16 protein-coding genes are annotated in these 17,994 nt (G+C 71.7%); 5 read left to right on the top strand and 11 right to left on the bottom strand.

What is annotated here, in order from left to right; all coding sequences use genetic code 11:
* Positions 1 to 164: 164 nt before the first annotated feature.
* Positions 165 to 1,250 carry a branched-chain amino acid aminotransferase gene (locus ACLQ2N_RS02875; protein WP_425808626.1) on the bottom strand — a complete coding sequence of 362 codons (1,086 nt, stop codon included), beginning with the start codon at positions 1,248 to 1,250 and terminating at the stop codon, positions 165 to 167.
* Between the two features lie 228 nt (positions 1,251 to 1,478).
* Positions 1,479 to 2,519, bottom strand: coding sequence for a 3-isopropylmalate dehydrogenase (locus ACLQ2N_RS02870; RefSeq protein ID WP_425808624.1), 1,041 nt, complete (start codon positions 2,517 to 2,519; stop codon positions 1,479 to 1,481).
* A gap of 129 nt (positions 2,520 to 2,648) precedes the next feature.
* On the opposite strand from ACLQ2N_RS02870, the gene ACLQ2N_RS02865 reads away from it, so the two are divergent.
* Entirely contained in the window at positions 2,649 to 4,214 is a 1,566-nt protein-coding gene (locus tag ACLQ2N_RS02865) for a purple acid phosphatase family protein (RefSeq protein WP_425808622.1), read from the top strand.
* 18 nt (positions 4,215 to 4,232) lie between these two features.
* Here the strand turns inward: ACLQ2N_RS02865 and ACLQ2N_RS02860 are convergent, their stop codons facing one another.
* Positions 4,233 to 4,364, bottom strand: coding sequence for a hypothetical protein (locus tag ACLQ2N_RS02860; RefSeq protein ID WP_018102494.1), 132 nt, complete (start codon positions 4,362 to 4,364; stop codon positions 4,233 to 4,235).
* Between the two features lie 339 nt (positions 4,365 to 4,703).
* Between ACLQ2N_RS02860 and ACLQ2N_RS02855 the strand changes: the two genes are divergently transcribed.
* From ACLQ2N_RS02855 to ACLQ2N_RS02845, 3 genes are read left to right on the top strand one after another with little or no spacing between them, the layout of a single operon-like run.
* On the top strand, positions 4,704 to 5,276 hold the full coding sequence (locus tag ACLQ2N_RS02855; protein WP_425808620.1) for a CDP-alcohol phosphatidyltransferase family protein: 573 nt from the start codon (positions 4,704 to 4,706) through the stop codon (positions 5,274 to 5,276).
* Positions 5,273 to 6,133: a phosphatidate cytidylyltransferase gene (locus ACLQ2N_RS02850; protein ID WP_425808618.1), complete on the top strand. Its 861-nt coding sequence runs from the start codon at positions 5,273 to 5,275 to the stop codon at positions 6,131 to 6,133. The genes ACLQ2N_RS02855 and ACLQ2N_RS02850 overlap by 4 nt, the downstream gene beginning before the upstream one ends.
* A complete protein-coding gene (locus ACLQ2N_RS02845) occupies positions 6,130 to 7,341 on the top strand; it encodes a lysophospholipid acyltransferase family protein (RefSeq protein WP_425808616.1) in 1,212 nt (403 codons plus the stop codon). The genes ACLQ2N_RS02850 and ACLQ2N_RS02845 overlap by 4 nt, the downstream gene beginning before the upstream one ends.
* A gap of 78 nt (positions 7,342 to 7,419) precedes the next feature.
* On the opposite strand, the gene pruA is transcribed toward ACLQ2N_RS02845, so the two are convergent.
* Positions 7,420 to 9,051, bottom strand: coding sequence for an L-glutamate gamma-semialdehyde dehydrogenase (gene pruA / locus ACLQ2N_RS02840; RefSeq protein ID WP_425808614.1), 1,632 nt, complete (start codon positions 9,049 to 9,051; stop codon positions 7,420 to 7,422).
* Between the two features lie 48 nt (positions 9,052 to 9,099).
* On the bottom strand, positions 9,100 to 10,026 hold the full coding sequence (locus tag ACLQ2N_RS02835) for a proline dehydrogenase family protein (RefSeq protein WP_425808613.1): 927 nt from the start codon (positions 10,024 to 10,026) through the stop codon (positions 9,100 to 9,102).
* Between the two features lie 188 nt (positions 10,027 to 10,214).
* Here ACLQ2N_RS02835 and ACLQ2N_RS02830 point away from each other — a divergent pair, with 188 nt between their 5' ends.
* Entirely contained in the window at positions 10,215 to 11,360 is a 1,146-nt protein-coding gene (locus ACLQ2N_RS02830; protein WP_425808611.1) for a PucR family transcriptional regulator, read from the top strand.
* A gap of 9 nt (positions 11,361 to 11,369) precedes the next feature.
* Here the strand turns inward: ACLQ2N_RS02830 and ACLQ2N_RS02825 are convergent, their stop codons facing one another.
* The 6 genes from ACLQ2N_RS02825 to ACLQ2N_RS02800 form a co-directional block, all read right to left on the bottom strand.
* On the bottom strand, positions 11,370 to 11,891 hold the full coding sequence (locus tag ACLQ2N_RS02825) for a hypothetical protein (RefSeq protein ID WP_425808609.1): 522 nt from the start codon (positions 11,889 to 11,891) through the stop codon (positions 11,370 to 11,372).
* Positions 11,888 to 12,493, bottom strand: coding sequence for a TetR/AcrR family transcriptional regulator (locus ACLQ2N_RS02820; protein ID WP_425808607.1), 606 nt, complete (start codon positions 12,491 to 12,493; stop codon positions 11,888 to 11,890). Before ACLQ2N_RS02820 ends, ACLQ2N_RS02825 begins: the two co-directional genes overlap by 4 nt.
* Before the next feature lie 86 nt (positions 12,494 to 12,579).
* Positions 12,580 to 14,172, bottom strand: coding sequence for a phosphoglycerate dehydrogenase (serA, locus tag ACLQ2N_RS02815; RefSeq protein WP_425808605.1), 1,593 nt, complete (start codon positions 14,170 to 14,172; stop codon positions 12,580 to 12,582).
* 216 nt (positions 14,173 to 14,388) lie between these two features.
* Positions 14,389 to 15,390, bottom strand: a complete 1,002-nt coding sequence (ilvC, locus tag ACLQ2N_RS02810; protein ID WP_037690024.1) for a ketol-acid reductoisomerase — start codon at positions 15,388 to 15,390, stop codon at positions 14,389 to 14,391.
* 116 nt (positions 15,391 to 15,506) lie between these two features.
* The gene (gene ilvN / locus ACLQ2N_RS02805; protein WP_018553223.1) at positions 15,507 to 16,034 is read right to left on the bottom strand and encodes an acetolactate synthase small subunit; all 528 of its coding nucleotides are present in this window, start codon (positions 16,032 to 16,034) and stop codon (positions 15,507 to 15,509) included.
* A 23-nt stretch (positions 16,035 to 16,057) separates the two neighbouring features.
* A complete protein-coding gene (locus ACLQ2N_RS02800; protein ID WP_425808602.1) occupies positions 16,058 to 17,914 on the bottom strand; it encodes an acetolactate synthase large subunit in 1,857 nt (618 codons plus the stop codon).
* Positions 17,915 to 17,994 lie beyond the last annotated feature (80 nt).

The raw sequence follows: 17,994 nt of genomic DNA, 5'->3' as shown, positions 1-17,994 counted from the left end.
TACGGGACGGTCACTGCGGACCGGCGCGCCTGCTGCCAATAATCATGACGAACGAGGGCACGGAGGCAGTCTGGCACAGGACCGCCGCCGCGAACCGCCCGTCTCAGGATGCGGGCGTACGGAGAGCCCCCGGCGAGACACCGGAGGCTCTCCGTACCGGGTGCTCACGCCAGGGAGTGCATCCAGCCGTGGGTGTCCTCCGCGGTGCCGCGCTGGATGTCGAGCAGGCGCTCGCGCAGCTTGAGAGTGACCGGGCCGGGCGTGCCGTCTCCCTGGGTCCACTCTCCGCCCGCGCTCTTCACCGTGCCGACGGGGGTGATGACGGCGGCGGTGCCGCAGGCGAAGACCTCGGTGAGGGTGCCGGCGGCGGTGTCCTCGCGCCACTGGTCGATGGAGACGCGGGCCTCCTCGGCGGTGTAGCCGAGGTCACCGGCCAGCTTCAGGAGCGAGTCCCGGGTGATGCCGGCGAGCAGGGAGCCGGTGAGGGAGGGGGTGACGATCCTGTCCCCGTACACGAAGTAGAGGTTCATGCCGCCCAGCTCCTCCACCCACTTGTGCTCGACGGCGTCGAGGTAGGCGACCTGGTCGCAGCCCTTGGCGGCGGCCTCGGCCTGGGCGAGGAGGGAGGCGGCGTAGTTGCCGCCGGTCTTGGCGTCGCCCATGCCGCCGGGGACGGCGCGGACCCGGTCCTCGGAGAGCCAGATGGAGACGGGCTTCACACCGCCGGGGAAGTAGGCGCCGGCCGGCGAGGCGATGACCAGGAACAGGTACTCGTTGGACGGCCGCACGCCGAGGCCGACCTCGGTCGCGATCATGAAGGGGCGCAGGTACAGGGACTCCTCGCCGCCGTGGGCCGGGACCCAGGCCGCGTCCTGCTGGACGAGCGCGTCACAGGCCGCCACGAACGTCTCGACCGGCAGCTCCGGCATGGCGAGGCGGCGGGCGGAGGCGCGGAAGCGCTCGCCGTTGGCCTCGGGGCGGAAGGTGGCGACGGAGCCGTCGGGCTGGCGGTACGCCTTGAGGCCCTCGAAGATCTCCTGGCCGTAGTGGAGCGTCATGTTGGCGGGGTCGATCGACAGCGGCGCGTACGGCACGAGCTGGGCGTCGTGCCAGCCGCGGCCTTCGGTCCACTTGATCGTCACCATGTGGTCGGTGAAGTAGCGGCCGAATCCCGGCTGGGCCATGTGCGCCTCGCGCTCCGCGTCGGACAGCGGGTTCGAGGAGGGCTTGAGCTCGATCGTGGTCGTCATGAGTGCGTGTCCTTCACCGTGATGTGTGTGGAGGACCGCGTGCACGCCTTCAGGTGCTAGGACGTCCGAGCTTCGCTGCGAGCCACGGCCCCGTTCGATTATCGCTCGACGGGTGCCGTGCACGAAATGGCGTGGGTGCGGTCCAGGGTTCGATGGTGACACCCGGCGCGCACAGGTGAAGCCGCCGGGTGCGTCTGCGACCCGGCGGCTTCTGTGGGAGTCGTCGGGTCAGCCCGCTACGCGTACCGCGAGGGCGTCGCCGATCTCGTCGGTCGTACGGGCACTTCCGTCGCGCTCCGCGAGGTCGGCGGAGACGGCGTCCTCGATGCGCACGGCCTCGGCCTCGTAGCCGAGGTGGCGCAGCAGGAGGGCGACGGAGAGGATCGTGGCGGTCGGGTCGGCCTTGCCCTGCCCCGCGATGTCGGGGGCGGAGCCGTGGACCGGCTCGAACATCGACGGGAAGGCGCCCGTCGGGTTGATGTTGCCGGAGGCGGCCAGGCCGATGCCGCCGGAGACGGCCGCGGCGAGGTCGGTGAGGATGTCGCCGAAGAGGTTGTCGGTGACGATGACGTCGAAGCGCTCCGGCTGCGTGACGAAGAAGATCGTCGCGGCGTCGACGTGCAGGTAGTCGGTGGTGACCTGCGGGTACTCCGCGGCGACCTTGTCGAAGATGTTCTTCCACAGGTGGCCCGCGTAGACCAGGACGTTGTTCTTGTGGACCAGCGTCAGCTTCTTGCGGGGGCGGGCGGCGGCGCGCTCGAAGGCGTCCCGGACGACCCGCTCGACACCGAAGGCGGTGTTGAGGCTGACCTCGGTGGCGACCTCGTGCTCCGTGCCGGTGCGCAGCGAGCCGCCGTTGCCGGTGTACGGGCCCTCGGTGCCCTCGCGGACGACGACGAAGTCGATGTCCGGGCGGCCGGCGAGCGGGGTCTCGGTGTTCGGGAAGAGCTTCGACGGGCGCAGGTTGATGAAGTGGTCGAAGGCGAAGCGCAGCTTCAGCAGCAGCCCCCGCTCCAGGACGCCGGAGGGCACGGACGGGTCGCCGATCGCGCCGAGCAGGATGGCGTCGTGCCCCTTGAGGGCGTCGAGCTCCGCGTCGGGGAGGGTCTCACCGGTACGGTGCCAGCGCCGGGCGCCAAGGTCGTACTCCTTGGTCTCCAGCTTCACATCCTGCGGGAGAACAGCGTTGAGGACCTTGAGGCCCTGGGCCACGACCTCCTGGCCGATACCGTCACCGGGGATCACTGCGAGATTGATGCTGCGAGACATGCTGGCACCCTACTGCTCGTCCCACCCCATGACACGTCCCGTCCACCATACGGACATATGAGCAGCTGTACGTGTACCGTTCACCTATTCGACGGGGTGCCGTCAGCCGGGCGGTGGAGCTTGTCGCCCATGGACATTCCCCGCTTCGGCATCCCCGAGAAGCTCGCCGGCCGCATGACCATGGCCGAGCAGCACGACTACCTCCGCACCCGGCTCACCCGCCGCGGGGCGCTGCGCACCGGCGTGGCGACCGCGGCCGTGGCCGGCGCCGGGATCGGCCTCGCCTCCTCCCCCGCGTACGCGGCGCCCACCGTACTCACCTCGCACAGCACCACGCGGGTCGACGGCGCGCTGGTCGCCCCGTTCGGGCGGCACCTGGCGTACGGGGCCGACCCGAAGACGCAGATGGCGGTCTCCTGGCAGGTGCCGTTCGCGGTGCGCCGCCCGTACATCCGCATCGGGCTGAAGCCGTGGGCGCTGAGCCGGCGGATCGACGCGGAGGTGCGCCACCTGACGACGCCGGGGCTGAACGACGGCAGGATCGCGGCGGCCGAGCAGTTCTACGTCCACGCGTCCCTGGAGCGGCTGAAGCCCGGCACCACGTACTACTACGGCGTCGGCCACGAGGGCTTCGACCCGGCGGACGCGCGCAATCTGGGCACGCTCGGCACCTTCACCACCGCACCGGCGCGGGCGGAGAACTTCACCTTCACCGCCTTCGGCGACCAGGGCGTCAGCTACCACGCGCTCGGCAACGACCAGCTGATCCTGGGCCAGAACCCGGCCTTCCACCTGCACGCCGGGGACATCTGCTACGCGGACCCGTCGGGCTCCGGGCAGACCACCGACACCTATGACGCCCGCACCTGGGACCAGTTCCTCGCGCAGACGGAGACGGTCGCCAAGACCGTGCCGTGGATGGTGACGACCGGAAACCACGACATGGAGGCGTGGTACTCGCCGGACGGCTACGGCGGCCAGAACGCCCGCTGGACCCTCCCGGACAACGGTCCGGACCCGGTCAACCAGCCCGGTGCCTACTCCTTCGTCCACGGCAACGTCGGCGTGATCGCGCTCGACGCCAACGACGTCAGTTACGAGATCCCCGCCAACTTCGGCATCAGCGGCGGCCGGCAGACCCGCTGGCTGGACCGGCGCCTCGGCGAACTGCGGGCCCGCCGGGACATCGACTTCCTGGTGGTCTTCTTCCACCACTGCGCCTTCTCCACGACCAACGCGCACGCCTCGGACGGCGGGGTGCGGGACGCCTGGGTGCCGCTCTTCGAGAAGCACCGGGTGGACCTGGTCATCAACGGGCACAACCACGTCTACGAGCGCACCGACGCGATCCTGAGGAACGCCGTCGGGCGGCCGGTGCCGATCGGCGAGCGCACCGACCCCCGCCGGGACGGCATCGTCTACGTCACGGCGGGCGGCGCGGGCAAGGCGCTGTACGACTTCCCGGTGCCCGACAGCTACGAGGGGCACGTCGCGGATCTGGAGAGCGTGGACACGTACCACGTGGCCAAGGGCCGCGTGAAGGCCGCCGAGACCGTGGAGTGGTCGCGGGTGCGGTACACCGGCTTCTCGTTCCTCGCGGTGGAGGTGGAGGCGGGACGGCACCCCCGGATGAAGGTCACCGCGCTCGCCGAGTCGGGGGAACGCGTCGACCACTTCGAGATCAGCCGCGGCTGAGCGCGGCGCGGGTCCCGGTCAGTGGCCGGTGGAGCCGCCGTTGTCCCTGCGGTCGAGGGCGCGCTGCAGGGCGGCGGCGGCAGCCTGCCGCTCCGACTCGGTCGGGCGGTGGGCGTGACGGACACGGCGGCGGGTGGTGGTCTCGGCCATGGTGGATCGACTCCTTGAGATCGCGCGGATTTCGAGATCGAACAGCGTGGGGTGATGTCGAGATCAGTGATTTCGAGGCGCCGGAAGGGGCGGGGAACGGGCGCCGCAGGGGTTGCCTGCGCAGGGCGCGCGCTCTCGACCGCCAGTCGCTTGATCTAGCGAGACGTTCGGCTCCTACAAAGTTAGAGCAGCCGGGCCGGTCTGTCTCCACAATTACTCGGACTTCCTACTATCTGAGACGGAGCCCTCGCACGGGCCCTGCGGCCCGCGCGCGTACTCAGGCGTACGTGAGTACCCGGGCCGTGTCGAAAGAACGTGCGTCGCACGAGAGTTGCAGCCATGAACGGCCTCTACGCTCTCAAGCCCTGGTACGCGGACCGGCTCTCCGGCGTCCGCGCCTCGCTGGTCCGCCGTGAGGTGTCACCCGACACCCTCACCGCCGCCGGGGTGGCCGCCGCGGCCGGTGCCGCCGCCTCCCTGGCCTGGCTGCCCGCCCCGGTCGCCGCCCTTCCGGTCGCCGTCCTGCTCGCGGCGCGGCTCGCCTTCGCCAACCTGGACGGGGCGCTCGCCCGGGACACCGGCCGCACCACCCGGCGCGGCGCCGTCCTCAACGAGCTGGGCGACCGGGTCGCCGACCTGGTCGTGCTCGCCGGCTTCCTGCCGCTCGCCCCGCTCTGGCTGGTCGCGCTGGCGGCGCTCGCGGCCACGCTGCCCTCCTGGGTGTCGCTGGCCGGGGCCGCCGCCGGGGCGCCCCGGCGCAACGGGGGCCCGGTCGGCAAGACCGAGCGCTGTCTGCTCGTCGTGGTCGCCGCCGCGAGCGGCTGGGCCGTCCCGGTGCTGGCCGTGATCGCCGCCGGCTCCCTGCTCACCGCCGCCCTCCGGCTGGCCGGCCTCTGGCGGGAGACGGCATGAGCGCCGTACTGATGGCCGAGGAGGCCGCAGCCCGCGCGGTGCTCCTGGTCGCGGGCGTGCTGGGCGCGGGCGGGGTCGCCGTGGCGGTGCTGCCCGCGAGGGTCCGGATGCGCGCGGAACTGCGCAGGCGCTGGCGGACCTGGGCCGTGGTCGCCCCGGTCTTCCTGGGCGCGTTCCTCCTGGGCGGCGGCGGCACGTACGCGCTGGCCGCCGGTCTCGGGGTGGTCGCGGCCGCCGAGTACGCCCGGATGGCGGGCCTGCGCCGGGGCGACCTGGCCGTGCTCGCGGTGGCGTCGGCCGCCCTCCCGGCCCTCGCCCGGCTCGCCCCGCACGCGCTGGACCTGCGGGCGGTGGCCCTGCTGCTCGTCGCGGCGGCGCTGCCCCCCGTGCTGGGCGGCGACGACCGCACGGGCTTCACCCGCACCGCCAGGACCGCCTTCGGGCTGCTGTGGATACCGGTCGCGCTGACCGGCCTGGTGACCCTCGGGGACACGGCGGTCGCGGTGGGCCTGGCGGTGGCACTCGGCGATGTCGGCGCCTGGTGCGGCGGTACGGCGCTGGGGCGGCGGGGTCCGCTCGCCCGGCCGCTGTCGCCGCTCTCCCCGAACAAGACGTGGGCCGGGGTGCTGGGCGCGGCCGCCGCGACCGGGGCGCTGCTGCTCGTGCTCGGCGCGTTCACCCTGCCGCTGTGGGCGGCCGTGGTCGGCGGGTGTGTGCTCGGCGACCTCGTCGAGTCGATGGTCAAGCGCGAGTCCGGCGTGAAGGACGCGGGCAGCTGGCTGCCGGGCTTCGGCGGGCTGCTCGACCGGATCGACTCCCTGCTGGTGGCTCTCCTCCTGGCGATGGTGATGACGTGACGCCTCCTGGCAACACCCTTGTACGCACCTCCGGTGTCCTCCCGGTCCGCTCCCGGGTCTCCTCCGCCCTGCGACGGGGCCTGTGGTGGGGCGTCCTCAGCCTCACCGGCGGTATCGAGCGGCGCGGCCGGCTGCCGCGCGGCGGCTGCGTGGTCGTCGCCAACCACACCTCGCACGCGGACACGGCGGCGCTCCTGGCCGCGCTGGACGCCCGGCACGGCCCGGCGATCGGCGCGGCGGCGGACTACTGGTTCGCGTCCCCCTGGCGGCGCCGGATCTGCCGCAGGCTGGCGGCCGGCTTCCCGGTACGCCGGGCCGGCGGCGGGATGGCGGACCTGCTGACGAGGACCGGCGAGCTGCGCGAGGGCCGGGCGGTCGTGCTCTTCCCGGAGGGCACCCGCGCCGAGGACGGCACCCTCGGCTCCTTCCACAAGGGCGCGCTGGTTCTGGCCGAGGAGGCGGGGGTGCCGGTGGTGCCGGTGGGCATCGCGGGCACGGACCGGCTGCTGCCCAAGCACGGCCGGCTGCGCTCGTCCCTGGTCCGGGTGACGGTCGGGGAGCCGCTGCCCTCCGGGGTCACCCCCGGGGCGGCCCGGGACGCGGTGCGCGCACTGCACGAGCGTACGGCCGCCGAACCGCTGCGGGACTCCGCGGTGCGCCGGCGGGTGGCCTCGGTCGTCACGTCCCGCGCGGGGCTGCCGCTGGCCTTCTGCTGGGCGTTCGCGGAGGCGCTGAGCTGGCCGCTGATGCCGGAGCTGCTGCTCGCGGCGGTCTGCGTGGCGGTGCCGCGCGCGGCCCTGAAGATGTCGCTGGGCGCGCTGGCCGGGAGCCTGGTGGGCGGGCTGCTCGCGCTGCACATGGCGGCGGCGGGCGCGCACCTGCCCGCGCCGCTGACCACGGACCGGATGCGGGCGGAGGTCCGCGCGGAGCTGGCGGTGGAGGGCGCGTCGGCCGTCCGCCACCAGCCGTGGAACGGCATCCCGTTCAAGGTGTACGGGGCGGAGGCGGGCCGGGCTTCGGTGCCCGCGGCGGACTGGGTGGCCGCTTCGGCGGCGGCGCGGGGCTCGCGGACGCTGACGGTGGGGCTCGCCTTCGGCGCGTTCGGACTGCTGCTGCGCCGCCACCGCCGGCTGTACGGGCCCTACCTGGTGCTGCTCGGCGGCGGCTTCGCGGTGGGGCTGGCGCTGATCGTGCACGGGTGGAGCTGAGCCGCGCATGGAAACCGCCCCCCGTCCGGCAGGGGAACCGGACGGGGGGCGGGAATCGTGGGGGCGCCGGGCGCCCTCTCAGCCCTGGTGGGGGTAGGTGTACTCGGTCGGCGGGACCAGGGTCTCCTTGATGGCCCGGGTGAGGGTCCAGCGCTGGAGGTTCTGGGGGGCGCCGGCCTTGTCGTTCGTACCCGAGGCGCGGCCGCCGCCGAAGGGCTGCTGGCCGACGACGGCACCGGTCGACTTGTCGTTGATGTAGAAGTTGCCCGCGGCGTACCGCAGCTTCTCCATCGTGTACGCGGCCGCCGCGCGGTCGTTCGCGATGACGGAACCGGTCAGGGCGTAGTCGGAGACCGACTCCATCTGGTCCAGCATCGCGTCGTACTGGTCGTCCTCGTACACGTGCACGGCGAGGATCGGGCCGAAGTACTCGGTCGTGAAGACCTCGTTCTCGGGATCGGTGCACTCGATGACGGTCGGGCGGACGAAGTAGCCCACCGAGTCGTCGTAGGTGCCGCCCGCGACGATCGTGCACGCCGGGTCGGCGGCGGCGCGGTCGATCGCGGCCTTGTTCTTCGCGAAGGAGCGGTCGTCGATGACGGCGCCCATGAAGTGCGAGAGGTCGGTGACGTCGCCCATGGTGATGGAGTCGACCTCGGCCGCGAACGCCTCCTTGAAGCCCGAGTTCCAGATGGAGGCCGGGATGTACGCGCGCGAGGTCGCCGAGCACTTCTGGCCCTGGTACTCGAAGGCGCCGCGGGTCAGCGCGGTCTTCAGGACGGCCCGGTCGGCCGACGGGTGGGCGACGACGAAGTCCTTGCCGCCGGTCTCGCCGACGAGCCGCGGGTAGGTGCGGTAGTTGGCGATGTTGTTGCCGACGGTCTTCCACAGGTGCTGGAAGGTCGGGGTGGAGCCGGTGAAGTGGATGCCGGCCAGGTCGCGGTGGTTCAGGGCCACCTCGGAGACGGCGATGCCGTCACCGGTCACCAGGTTGATGACGCCCTTGGGCAGACCGGCCTCCTCCAGGAGCTGCATGAGCAGCACGGCGGCGTGGGTCTGCGTCGGGGACGGCTTCCACACGACGACGTTGCCCATGAGGGCGGGCGCGGTCGGCAGGTTGGCGGCGATGGCCGAGAAGTTGAAGGGCGTGATCGCGTAGACGAAGCCCTCCAGCGGGCGGTGGTCCATGCGGTTCCACACGCCCGGGGAGTTGGCCGGGGGCTGCTCGGCGAGGATCTGGCGCGCGTAGTGCACGTTGAAGCGCCAGAAGTCGACCAGCTCGCAGGGGCAGTCGATCTCGGCCTGCTGGGCGGTCTTGCCCTGGCCGAGCATGGTGGAGGCGGCCAGCGTCTCGCGCCACGGGCCGGACAGCAGCTCGGCGGCGCGCAGGATGATCGCGGCGCGGTCGTCGAAGGACATCGCGCGCCAGGCCGGAGCGGCGGCCAGGGCGGCGTCGATCGCGTCCTGGGCGTCCTGCTCGGTGGCGCCGGCGAAGGTGCCGATGACGGCCTTGTGGTTGTGGGGCTGCACGACGTCGACGCGCTCACCGCCACCCATCCGCTTCTCCCCGCCGATGGTCATCGGCAGGTCGATGGGGTTCTGGCTGAGCTCCTTGAGCTTGGCCTCCAGACGGGCGCGCTCCGGGGAGCCCGGGGCGTAGGAGTGGACCGGCTCGTTGACCGGCGCGGGGACCTGGGTCACAGCGTCCATGGGTTCCGATGCTCCTTCAGTCAGTCGTTGGGAGGGTGGCGGGGGTGCTCAGCCCTTGGTGAGGATGGAGCGGCCGAAGAACAGCAGGTTGGCCGGCTTCTCGGCGAGGCGGCGCATGAAGTACCCGTACCAGTCGGTGCCGTACGCGGTGTAGACACGCATGCGGTGGCCCTCGGCCGCGAGCCGGACGTGCTCGTCGCTGCGGATGCCGTACAGCATCTGGAACTCGTACTCGTCCAGCTTGCGGCCGGCCTTGCGGCCCAGCTCCTGGGCGATGGCGATCAGGCGGGGGTCGTGCGACCCGATCATCGGGTAGCCCTCGCCCTGCATCAGGGTCTTCAGGATGCGGACGTACGCCTTGTCGATCTCGGCCTTGTCCTGGTACGCGACGGAGGCGGGCTCCTTGTAGGCGCCCTTCACGATCCGCACGCGGCTGCCGGCGGCGGCGAGGCGGCGGGCGTCCTCCTCGGTGCGGAAGAGGTACGCCTGGATGACGCAGCCGGTCTGCGGGAAGTCCTTCCGCAGCTCCTCGTGGATGGCGAACATCGAGTCGAGGGTGGTGTGGTCCTCGGCGTCCAGGGTGACCGTGGTGCCGATCGCGGCGGCGGCCTCCACAACGGGGCGCACATTGGCGAGGGCCAGCTCGTGGCCGCCCTCCAGGGACTGGCCGAACATCGACAGCTTGACGGACATCTCGGCCCTGGCGCCCAGGCCGAGGTCCTTGAGGCGCTCGACGAGCTCCAGGTAGGCGTCGCGCGCGGCGGCGGCCTGCTCGGGGGTGGTGATGTCCTCGCCGACGACGTCGAGGGTGACTTCGAGGCCCTTGCCGGCGGCGTCCTCGATGACGGGGACGACCTGGTCGACCGTCTCACCGGCGATGAAGCGGTCCACGACCTGCTTGGTGCCGGGCGCGGCCGAGATGAACCGGCGCATCTTGTCGCTCCGCGACGCGGCGAGAATCACGGGACCCAGCACGGGGCACCTCCACGGAAAGTACGAACGGAGCCACACCGCCGTATATGCCGTGTAACGAACATAAGCGGTACAGCACGGAGAACCACCGTGAAATCTAAGGATCGCACCGCTTCCCTGCCATCGACAGCTGCCACACATCCGTGGACTGGATCTCAGACATATGTCTGAAGGGGTGCGAGAATGGCCGGGTGAAGGGCGATTACCAGGAGCTGGTGGACGAGATCTCCGCGCTGCTCGGCGTCCCCGCGACGCTGGAGAACCGGGATTTCGGCCTGGTCGCCTTCGGGGCCCACGACAGCGACGACACCACGGCGATGGACCCGGTCCGCACCCGGTCGATCCTCACCCGCCGCTCCACCCCGGCGGTCCGCGCCTGGTTCGAGAACTTCGGCATCACCCGCGCCACCGGCCCCCTGCGCATCCCGGCCGCCCCCGAGGCGGGGGTCTACCGCGACCGCATCTGCCTGCCGGTACGCCATCGGGGTGTCGTGCTCGGCTATGTGTGGCTGCTCGACGCCGACCCGGGGCCGACCGACCGCCAGCTCGACGCGGCGATGGACGTCGCCGCCCGGATCGGCGCGCTGCTGGCCGACGAGGAGCGGGCGGGCACCGACCTGTCCCGGGAGTTCGGCGCGGTACTGGCCGCCGGGCGCGGCTGGCAGCGGGACATGGCGGTCGCCGCGCTCGCCGAGGCGCTGGGCCCCGACGCGGACGGGCTGCACACCGTGGTGTGCGTGGCCCCGTGGCCGGACGGCGCGCCCGCCGTGCGCACGGTCCCCTCGGCGGCGGCGCTGACCGGGGCCCCGCTGCCGGGCCGGTCGGGCCCGCCCGCGCTGGCTGCGCTGATCCGGCTGCGGTCGCCGGAGGTCCTGGACCCGGCGCTCACCGCGGCCGGCCGGCTGCGCGCCACCGCCGGGGAGGCGGCCACCGCCGGGATCGCGGTCCCGCGCCGGGGCCTCGCGGAGCTGGCGGACGCCTGGCACGAGGCGTCCGGGTCGGCCCGGGCCGCGGCGGCGGAGACCCGGTTCGGCCCGGTCGCCGACTGGACGGCCATCGGCCCGTACCGCACGCTGACCGCGCTCGGCCCGGAGGTCCTGCCCGACCCGGCCGTGCGCCCCCTGCTGACCCCGGCGCAGCGGGACCTGGCCCGCACCGCGGAGATGTTCCTGGACTGCGCGGGCCAGGCGTCCCGGACCGCCTCCGAGCTGGGCATCCACCGCCAGACGCTGTACTACCGCCTCTCCCGCGTCCAGCAGCTCACCGGTCTCGACCTGAACGACGGCGAGGACCGGCTGCTGCTCCACATGGCCCTGAAGGCGGCCCGGCTGCGGTGACGCGCGGGCTCACAGCCAGGCGGGCGGCGGCGGGGCGGTGATCGGGCGGTCGCTGACCACGGCGGCCATGACCAGGGGCGCGTCGCCGTCGCTGCGGCCGACGCTCACACCGACCCAGCGGCCCTCCCCCGGTCCGGGCAGCGGGCCCCAGGCCCCCAGGTCGCCGCAGCAGTCCTCGTCGAGGAGCGCGTCGAAGAGCGGGGGGACCGGGGTGCCCTCCTGCTTCAGGAGCAGCGCGACATGCACGGCGACGCGATGGTGCGGGCCCCAGCGGGTCTCCAGCTCCGCGACGAGGGCGTCGAGCAGGGCCTCGGCCGCCTCCTCCGCCTCGTCGGGGTCGCCCTCGTCGTCCCCGGACTCCCAGAGCGGCACGGCCCGGAAGCCCTCGCCGGCGGTCGCCCGCCACTCCCCCGTGTCCGGGTCGCCCTCGGCCACCGTGGGGCCGGCGGCCGGGAGCGGGGCGGTGAGCAGGGCCGCCACCTCGGCGGCGGTGCGCGCGAGGTCGAAGGGCCGGCCGGCCCGGACGGTCATCGGGGGCTCTCGGGGTCCGGGCCGCGGCCTTCCAGGACGACCTTCAGGCCGTCCGTCAGATCCTGGGCGGACGGGGCCGAATCGGGGTCCATCAGCCACTGGACCATGACCCCGGCCAGGAGGGCCTGGCTGAAGAGGCCGGCGACGCGGGCGCGCTCGGGGTCGGTCTCCGGGTCGACGCCCAGCATGCCCTCGGCGAGTCCGTCGCGCCCCGCACGCTGCGGTCCGATGAGGGCCTTGCGCAGCTCGGGGTCGGAGTCGATCCGGGAGATGACCTCCATCTGGAGCTGCCAGACGGCCCGGGTCTGCTCATAGCTCCCGATCACCCGCTCCCAGGTCTCGCGGAACTGGTCGAGCGGTGCGGCCGGCGCCTCCGCCGCCCCCTCGGAGCCCTCCCCGTCCGGGGCGAACCTCTCGCCCCACTCCTCGGTCAGCTTGATGAACGCGAGGTTGAGCAGTGCGTCCTTGGAGCCGTAGTGGTAGCCGATGGAGGCGAGGTTCGTGCCCGACGCGGCCACGATGTCACGCGCCGTGGTGCGCGCGTACCCCTTCTCCAGCAGGCAGCGCTTGGCGCCTTCGAGCAGATCCTCACGATGTCCCATGACAGCAGCGTACCCGGCATGCAGACGTTTGTGTAAGACACGCGTCTACATGCCGGGTGCGGGTGGGACTCGTGAGGTCCGCGAGGTCAGTCGGTGAGGTTCACCGAGCGGGCCGAGGCGGCCCCGATCTCCGAGGAGATCTCGGCCAGCACGGTCGCCGGGACGTCGTCGTCCACGGTGAGGACGACCAGCGCCTCGCCGCCCACGTCGGCGCGGGAGACCTGCATGCCCGCGATGTTCAGACCGGCCTCGCCGAGGATGCGGCCGACCGTGCCGACGACGCCGGGGCGGTCCTCGTAGCGGAGCACGATCATGTGGTCCGCGAGCGCCAGGTCCACGTCGTGCTCACCGATCGCGACGATCTTCTGGAGGTGCTTGGGGCCGGCCAGCGTGCCGGAGACGGCGACCTCCTGGCCGTCGGCCAGGGTGCCCCGGACGGTGACCACGTTGCGGTGCTCGGGCGACTCGGAGCTGGTGGTGAGGCGCACCTCGACACCGCGCTCCTGGGCGAACAGCGGGGCGTTCACATACGACACCGTCTCGTCCACGACGTCCTCGAACACGCCCTTGAGCGCGGAGAGTTCGAGCACCTTGACGTCGTGCTGGGTGATCTCGCCGTAGACCTCGACGTCGAGGCGGGCGGCGACCTCGCCGGCCAGCGCGGTGAAGATCCGGCCCAGCTTCTCGGCGAGCGGCAGGCCCGGGCGCACGTCCTCGGCGATGACGCCGCCCTGGACGTTGACCGCGTCCGGGACCAGCTCACCGGCGAGCGCGAGGCGCACCGACTTGGCGACCGCGATGCCCGCCTTCTCCTGGGCCTCGTCGGTGGAGGCGCCGAGGTGCGGGGTGCAGACGACCTGGTCGAACTGGAAGAGCGGGGAGTCCGTGCAGGGCTCCTTCGCGTACACGTCGAGGCCGGCGCCGGCGACGCGGCCCTCCTTGAGCGCGGAGGCCAGCGCCTCCTCGTCCACGATGCCGCCGCGCGCGGCGTTGACGATGCGCACGGTGGGCTTCACCTTGTGCAGCGCCTCGTCACCGATCAGGCCCAGCGTCTCCGGGGTCTTCGGGAGGTGCACGGTGATGAAGTCGGCGACCTCCAGCAGCTCGTCCAGCGAGAGGAGCTTGACGCCCATCTGCGCGGCGCGCGCGGGCTGCACATAGGGGTCGTAGGCGACGATCTTCATGCCGAAGGCGGACATGCGCTGCGCGACCAGGACGCCGATGCGGCCGAGGCCGACGACGCCGAGGGTCTTCTCGCTCAGCTCGACACCGGTGTACTTCGAGCGCTTCCACTCGCCGTTCTTGAGGGCGGTGTTGGCCTGCGGGATGTGGCGCGCGGTGGCCACGAGCAGACCGCAGGCCAGCTCGGCGGCGGTGACGATGTTGGAGGTCGGGGCGTTCACGACCATCACGCCGGCCTTGGTGGCGGCGGAGACGTCGACGTTGTCCAGACCGACGCCCGCGCGGGCGACGACCTTCAGCTTGTTCGCGGCGGCGATGGCCTCGGCGTCGACCTTGGTGGCGGAACGCACCAGGATGGCGTCGACATCGGCGATGGCGGGGATGAGCTCGGCGCGGTCCGCGCCGTTGCAGTGCCGGATCTCGAAGTCCGGGCCCAGGGCGTCCACCGTGGCGGGCGACAGCTCTTCAGCGATGAGTACGACAGGTTTCGAGCTCACGTGAGTCCTCACAGATCCAGTGCGGACGGCCGTCCCGACGGCCGCAGGCGTGGAGGGGCTTGCCGCGTGGAAGACGCACGACACTGTGGGCCTGACGCGTGTATGTGGAGCAGTCTAGTCATGCGCGGGACCCCGGTCAGCGCCCCTTCGGAAGGATCACCCGCACGAGTGCGTGGTCCCCGGGGGCGGGGGTGACCCGCCCCCGGGGCTCGGGGCTTACGCGTCCTCGTCGTTGACCCAGCTCATGAGCTTGCGCAGCTCGCGGCCGGTGGTCTCCAGCAGGTGGTCGCTGTCGGCCTTCTTGTACTCGTTGTACTTGGGCAGACCGTTGTGGTACTCGGCCATCCAGTTCTTGGCGAAGGTACCGTCCTGGATCTCGGCGAGAACCTTCTTCATCTCGGCCTTGGTGGCGTCCGTGATGATGCGCGGGCCGGTGACGTAGTCGCCCCACTCGGCGGTCTCCGAGATGGACCAGCGCATCTTCTCCAGGCCGCCCTCGTACATGAGGTCCACGATGAGCTTCAGCTCGTGCAGGCACTCGAAGTAGGCGATCTCCGGCTGGTAGCCGGCCTCGGTCAGGGTCTCGAAACCGGCCTTGACCAGGGCGGCGGTGCCGCCGCAGAGGACGGCCTGCTCGCCGAAGAGGTCGGTCTCGGTCTCCTCGGTGAAGGTCGTCTTGATGACGCCGGCGCGGGTGCCGCCGATGCCCTTGGCGTACGACAGGGCGAGCGCCAGGCCGTTGCCCGAGGCGTCCTGCTCGACGGCCACGATGCACGGGACGCCGCGGCCCTCCTCGTACTGGCGGCGGACCAGGTGGCCCGGGCCCTTCGGGGCGACCATGCAGACGTCGACGTTGGCCGGCGGCTTGATGAAGTCGAAGCGGATGTTCAGGCCGTGGCCGAAGAACAGCGCGTCGCCGTCCTTGAGGTTGTCCTTGATGGACTCCTCGTAGACCTGGGCCTGGATCGGGTCCGGGACGAGGATCATGATGACGTCGGCCTCGGCGGCCGCCTCGGACGGGGTCACCACGCGCAGGCCCTGCTCCTCGGCCTTGGCCTTGGACTTGGAACCCTCGTGCAGACCGACACGGACGTCGACACCCGAGTCACGCAGCGACAGCGCGTGGGCGTGGCCCTGGCTGCCGTAGCCGATGACCGCGACCTTGCGGCCCTGGATGATGGACAGGTCGGCATCGTCGTCGTAGAACAGCTCGGCCACTGGGTCTTCTCCTTGGTGTGCAGGTGTTGCGTCCCACCGTACGGCGGGGTGCGTCAGATACGTTTTCGGGTCTCGCCATACGAGCGGCGTCGGCAGGACGGCGGGTCCCCGGGGGTTTACGCCGTGCGGTCGAGGGCGCGCAGGGACCGGTCGGTGATCGAGCGCGCGCCGCGCCCTATGGCGATGGTGCCGGACTGGACGAGCTCCTTGATGCCGTACTGCTCCAGCATCTTGAGCATCGCCTCCAGCTTGTCGGCGCCGCCGGTCGCCTCGATCGTGACGGCCTCGGGCGAGACGTCGACGGTCTTGGCGCGGAACAGCTGGACGATCTCGACGATCTGGGAGCGGGTCTCGTTGTCGGCGCGGACCTTCACCAGGACGAGCTCGCGCTGGATCGCAGCGGACGGCTCGAGTTCGACGATCTTGAGGACGTTCACCAGCTTGTTGAGCTGCTTGGTGACCTGCTCCAGGGGCAGGTCCTCGACATTCACGACGATGGTGATGCGGGAGATGTCGGGGTGTTCGGTGGTGCCGACCGCGAGCGAGTCGATGTTGAAGCCGCGGCGGGAGAACAGGGCGGTGATCCGGGCCAGGACACCGGGCTTGTTCTCGACCAGGACGGAGAGCGTGTGCTTGGTGGACATGGAAGTCGGTCTCTCTCTGTCTCTCAGTCGTCTTCGTTGTCGCCGAAGTCGGGACGGACGCCCCGGGCGGCCATGACCTCGTCGTTGGAGGTGCCGGCGGCGACCATGGGCCACACCATGGCGTCCTCGTGGACGATGAAGTCGATGACGACCGGGCGGTCGTTGATCGCGTTCGCCTCGGCGATGACCTTGTCCAGGTCGGCCGGGTCCTCGCAGCGGATCGCGTAGCAGCCCATGGCCTCGGAGAGCTTCACGAAGTCCGGGACGCGGGTGCCCTTGTTGGGCGGGGTCTCGCCGTCCGGGCCCGCGTGCAGCACGGTGTTGGAGTACCGCTGGTTGTAGAACAGGGTCTGCCACTGGCGGACCATCCCGAGCGCGCCGTTGTTGATGATGGCGATCTTCACCGGGATGTTGTTCAGGGCGCAGGTGGTGAGCTCCTGATTGGTCATCTGGAAGCAGCCGTCGCCGTCGATCGCCCAGACCGTGCGGTCGGGCATGCCGGCCTTGGCACCCATCGCGGCCGGGACCGCGTAGCCCATGGTCCCGGCGCCGCCGGAGTTGAGCCAGGTGGCGGGCTGCTCGTACTGGATGAAGTGCGAGGCCCACATCTGGTGCTGGCCGACGCCCGCGGCGAAGATCGTGTCCGGCGGGGCGAGCTCGCCGATGCGCTGGATGACCTGCTGCGGGGAGAGGCTGCCGTCCTCGGGGAGGTCGTAGCCGAGCGGGTAGGTCTCGCGCCAGCGGTCGAGGTCCTTCCACCAGGCGCTGTAGTCGCCGGTGTTGCCCTCGGTGTGCTCGGCCTGGACCGCCTGGACGAGGTCGGCGATGACCTCGCGGGCGTCGCCCACGATCGGGACGTCGGCGGCGCGGTTCTTGCCGATCTCCGCCGGGTCGATGTCGGCGTGGACGACCTTGGCGTACGGGGCGAAGCTGTCCAGCTTGCCCGTGACGCGGTCGTCGAAGCGGGCGCCGAGGGCGACGATCAGGTCGGCCTTCTGGAGCGCGGTGACGGCGGTGACCGAACCGTGCATACCGGGCATGCCCACGTGCAGCGGGTGGCTGTCGGGGAAGGAGCCGAGCGCCATCAGGGTGGTGGTGACGGGCGCTCCGGTCAGCTCGGCCAGCACCTTGAGTTCGGCGGTGGCCCCGGCCTTGATCACGCCGCCGCCCACGTAGAGCACCGGGCGCTTGGCCTGGGTGATGAGCTTGGCGGCCTCGCGGATCTGCTTGGCGTGCGGCTTGGTCACCGGGCGGTAGCCGGGCAGGTCCATGACCGGCGGCCAGCTGAAGGTGGTCTTCGCCTGGAGCGCGTCCTTGGCGATGTCGACCAGGACCGGGCCCGGGCGGCCGGTGGAGGCGATGTGGAACGCCTCGGCGATCGTGTGCGCGATGTCCTCGGCGCGGGTGACCAGGAAGTTGTGCTTCGTGATCGGCATGGTGATGCCGCAGATGTCGGCTTCCTGGAAGGCGTCCGTACCGATGGCGCCGGAGGCCACCTGACCGGTGATCGCGACCAACGGCACGGAGTCCATGGCCGCGTCGGCGATCGGGGTGACGAGATTGGTGGCGCCGGGGCCCGAGGTGACCATGCAGACACCGACCTTGCCGGTGGCCTGCGCGTAGCCGGTGGCCGCGTGACCCGCGCCCTGCTCGTGCCGGACCAGGATGTGACGGACCCGGGTGGAGTCCATCAGCGGGTCGTAGGCGGGGAGAATGCAGCCGCCGGGGAGGCCGAATACGGTGTCGGCCCCGACTTCCTCGAGAGAGCGGATGAGGGACTGCGCGCCCGTGAGGTGCTCAACGGAGGCGGCGGGCGATCCGCCGGTACGGGCCCGCGGCTGGGGATGGTGGGCCCCTGTGGCCTGCTCGGTCATCGGCATTCTCTTCTCGAAGCTGAGGTTTTTGCGAGTGTTTTACGACGTTTTGCCTGGTCCGGTGCAACAAAAAACCCCCCGTGCCG

The sequence above is a fragment of the Streptomyces sp. DT224 genome (assembly GCF_049844595.1).
Classification (GTDB): Bacteria; Actinomycetota; Actinomycetes; order Streptomycetales; family Streptomycetaceae; genus Streptomyces.
This window is presented reverse-complemented; position numbering and strand designations above follow the sequence as displayed.

Excerpts from the sequence above, each read along its gene's own strand:
- ACLQ2N_RS02860 (WP_018102494.1), bottom strand. The coding sequence starts at position 4,364 with ATGGCCGAGACCACCACCCGCCGCCGTGTCCGTCACGCCCACCGCCCG.
- pruA (WP_425808614.1), bottom strand. The coding sequence starts at position 9,051 with ATGGACGCTGTGACCCAGGTCCCCGCGCCGGTCAACGAGCCGGTCCAC.
- ACLQ2N_RS02855 (WP_425808620.1), top strand. The coding sequence starts at position 4,704 with ATGAACGGCCTCTACGCTCTCAAGCCCTGGTACGCGGACCGGCTCTCC.
- ACLQ2N_RS02850 (WP_425808618.1), top strand. The coding sequence starts at position 5,273 with ATGAGCGCCGTACTGATGGCCGAGGAGGCCGCAGCCCGCGCGGTGCTC.
- ilvN (WP_018553223.1), bottom strand. The coding sequence starts at position 16,034 with ATGTCCACCAAGCACACGCTCTCCGTCCTGGTCGAGAACAAGCCCGGT.
- ACLQ2N_RS02800 (WP_425808602.1), bottom strand. The coding sequence starts at position 17,914 with ATGCCGATGACCGAGCAGGCCACAGGGGCCCACCATCCCCAGCCGCGG.
- ACLQ2N_RS02820 (WP_425808607.1), bottom strand. The coding sequence starts at position 12,493 with ATGGGACATCGTGAGGATCTGCTCGAAGGCGCCAAGCGCTGCCTGCTG.
- ACLQ2N_RS02870 (WP_425808624.1), bottom strand. The coding sequence starts at position 2,519 with ATGTCTCGCAGCATCAATCTCGCAGTGATCCCCGGTGACGGTATCGGC.
- ACLQ2N_RS02875 (WP_425808626.1), bottom strand. The coding sequence starts at position 1,250 with ATGACGACCACGATCGAGCTCAAGCCCTCCTCGAACCCGCTGTCCGAC.
- ACLQ2N_RS02865 (WP_425808622.1), top strand. The coding sequence starts at position 2,649 with ATGGACATTCCCCGCTTCGGCATCCCCGAGAAGCTCGCCGGCCGCATG.
- ACLQ2N_RS02825 (WP_425808609.1), bottom strand. The coding sequence starts at position 11,891 with ATGACCGTCCGGGCCGGCCGGCCCTTCGACCTCGCGCGCACCGCCGCC.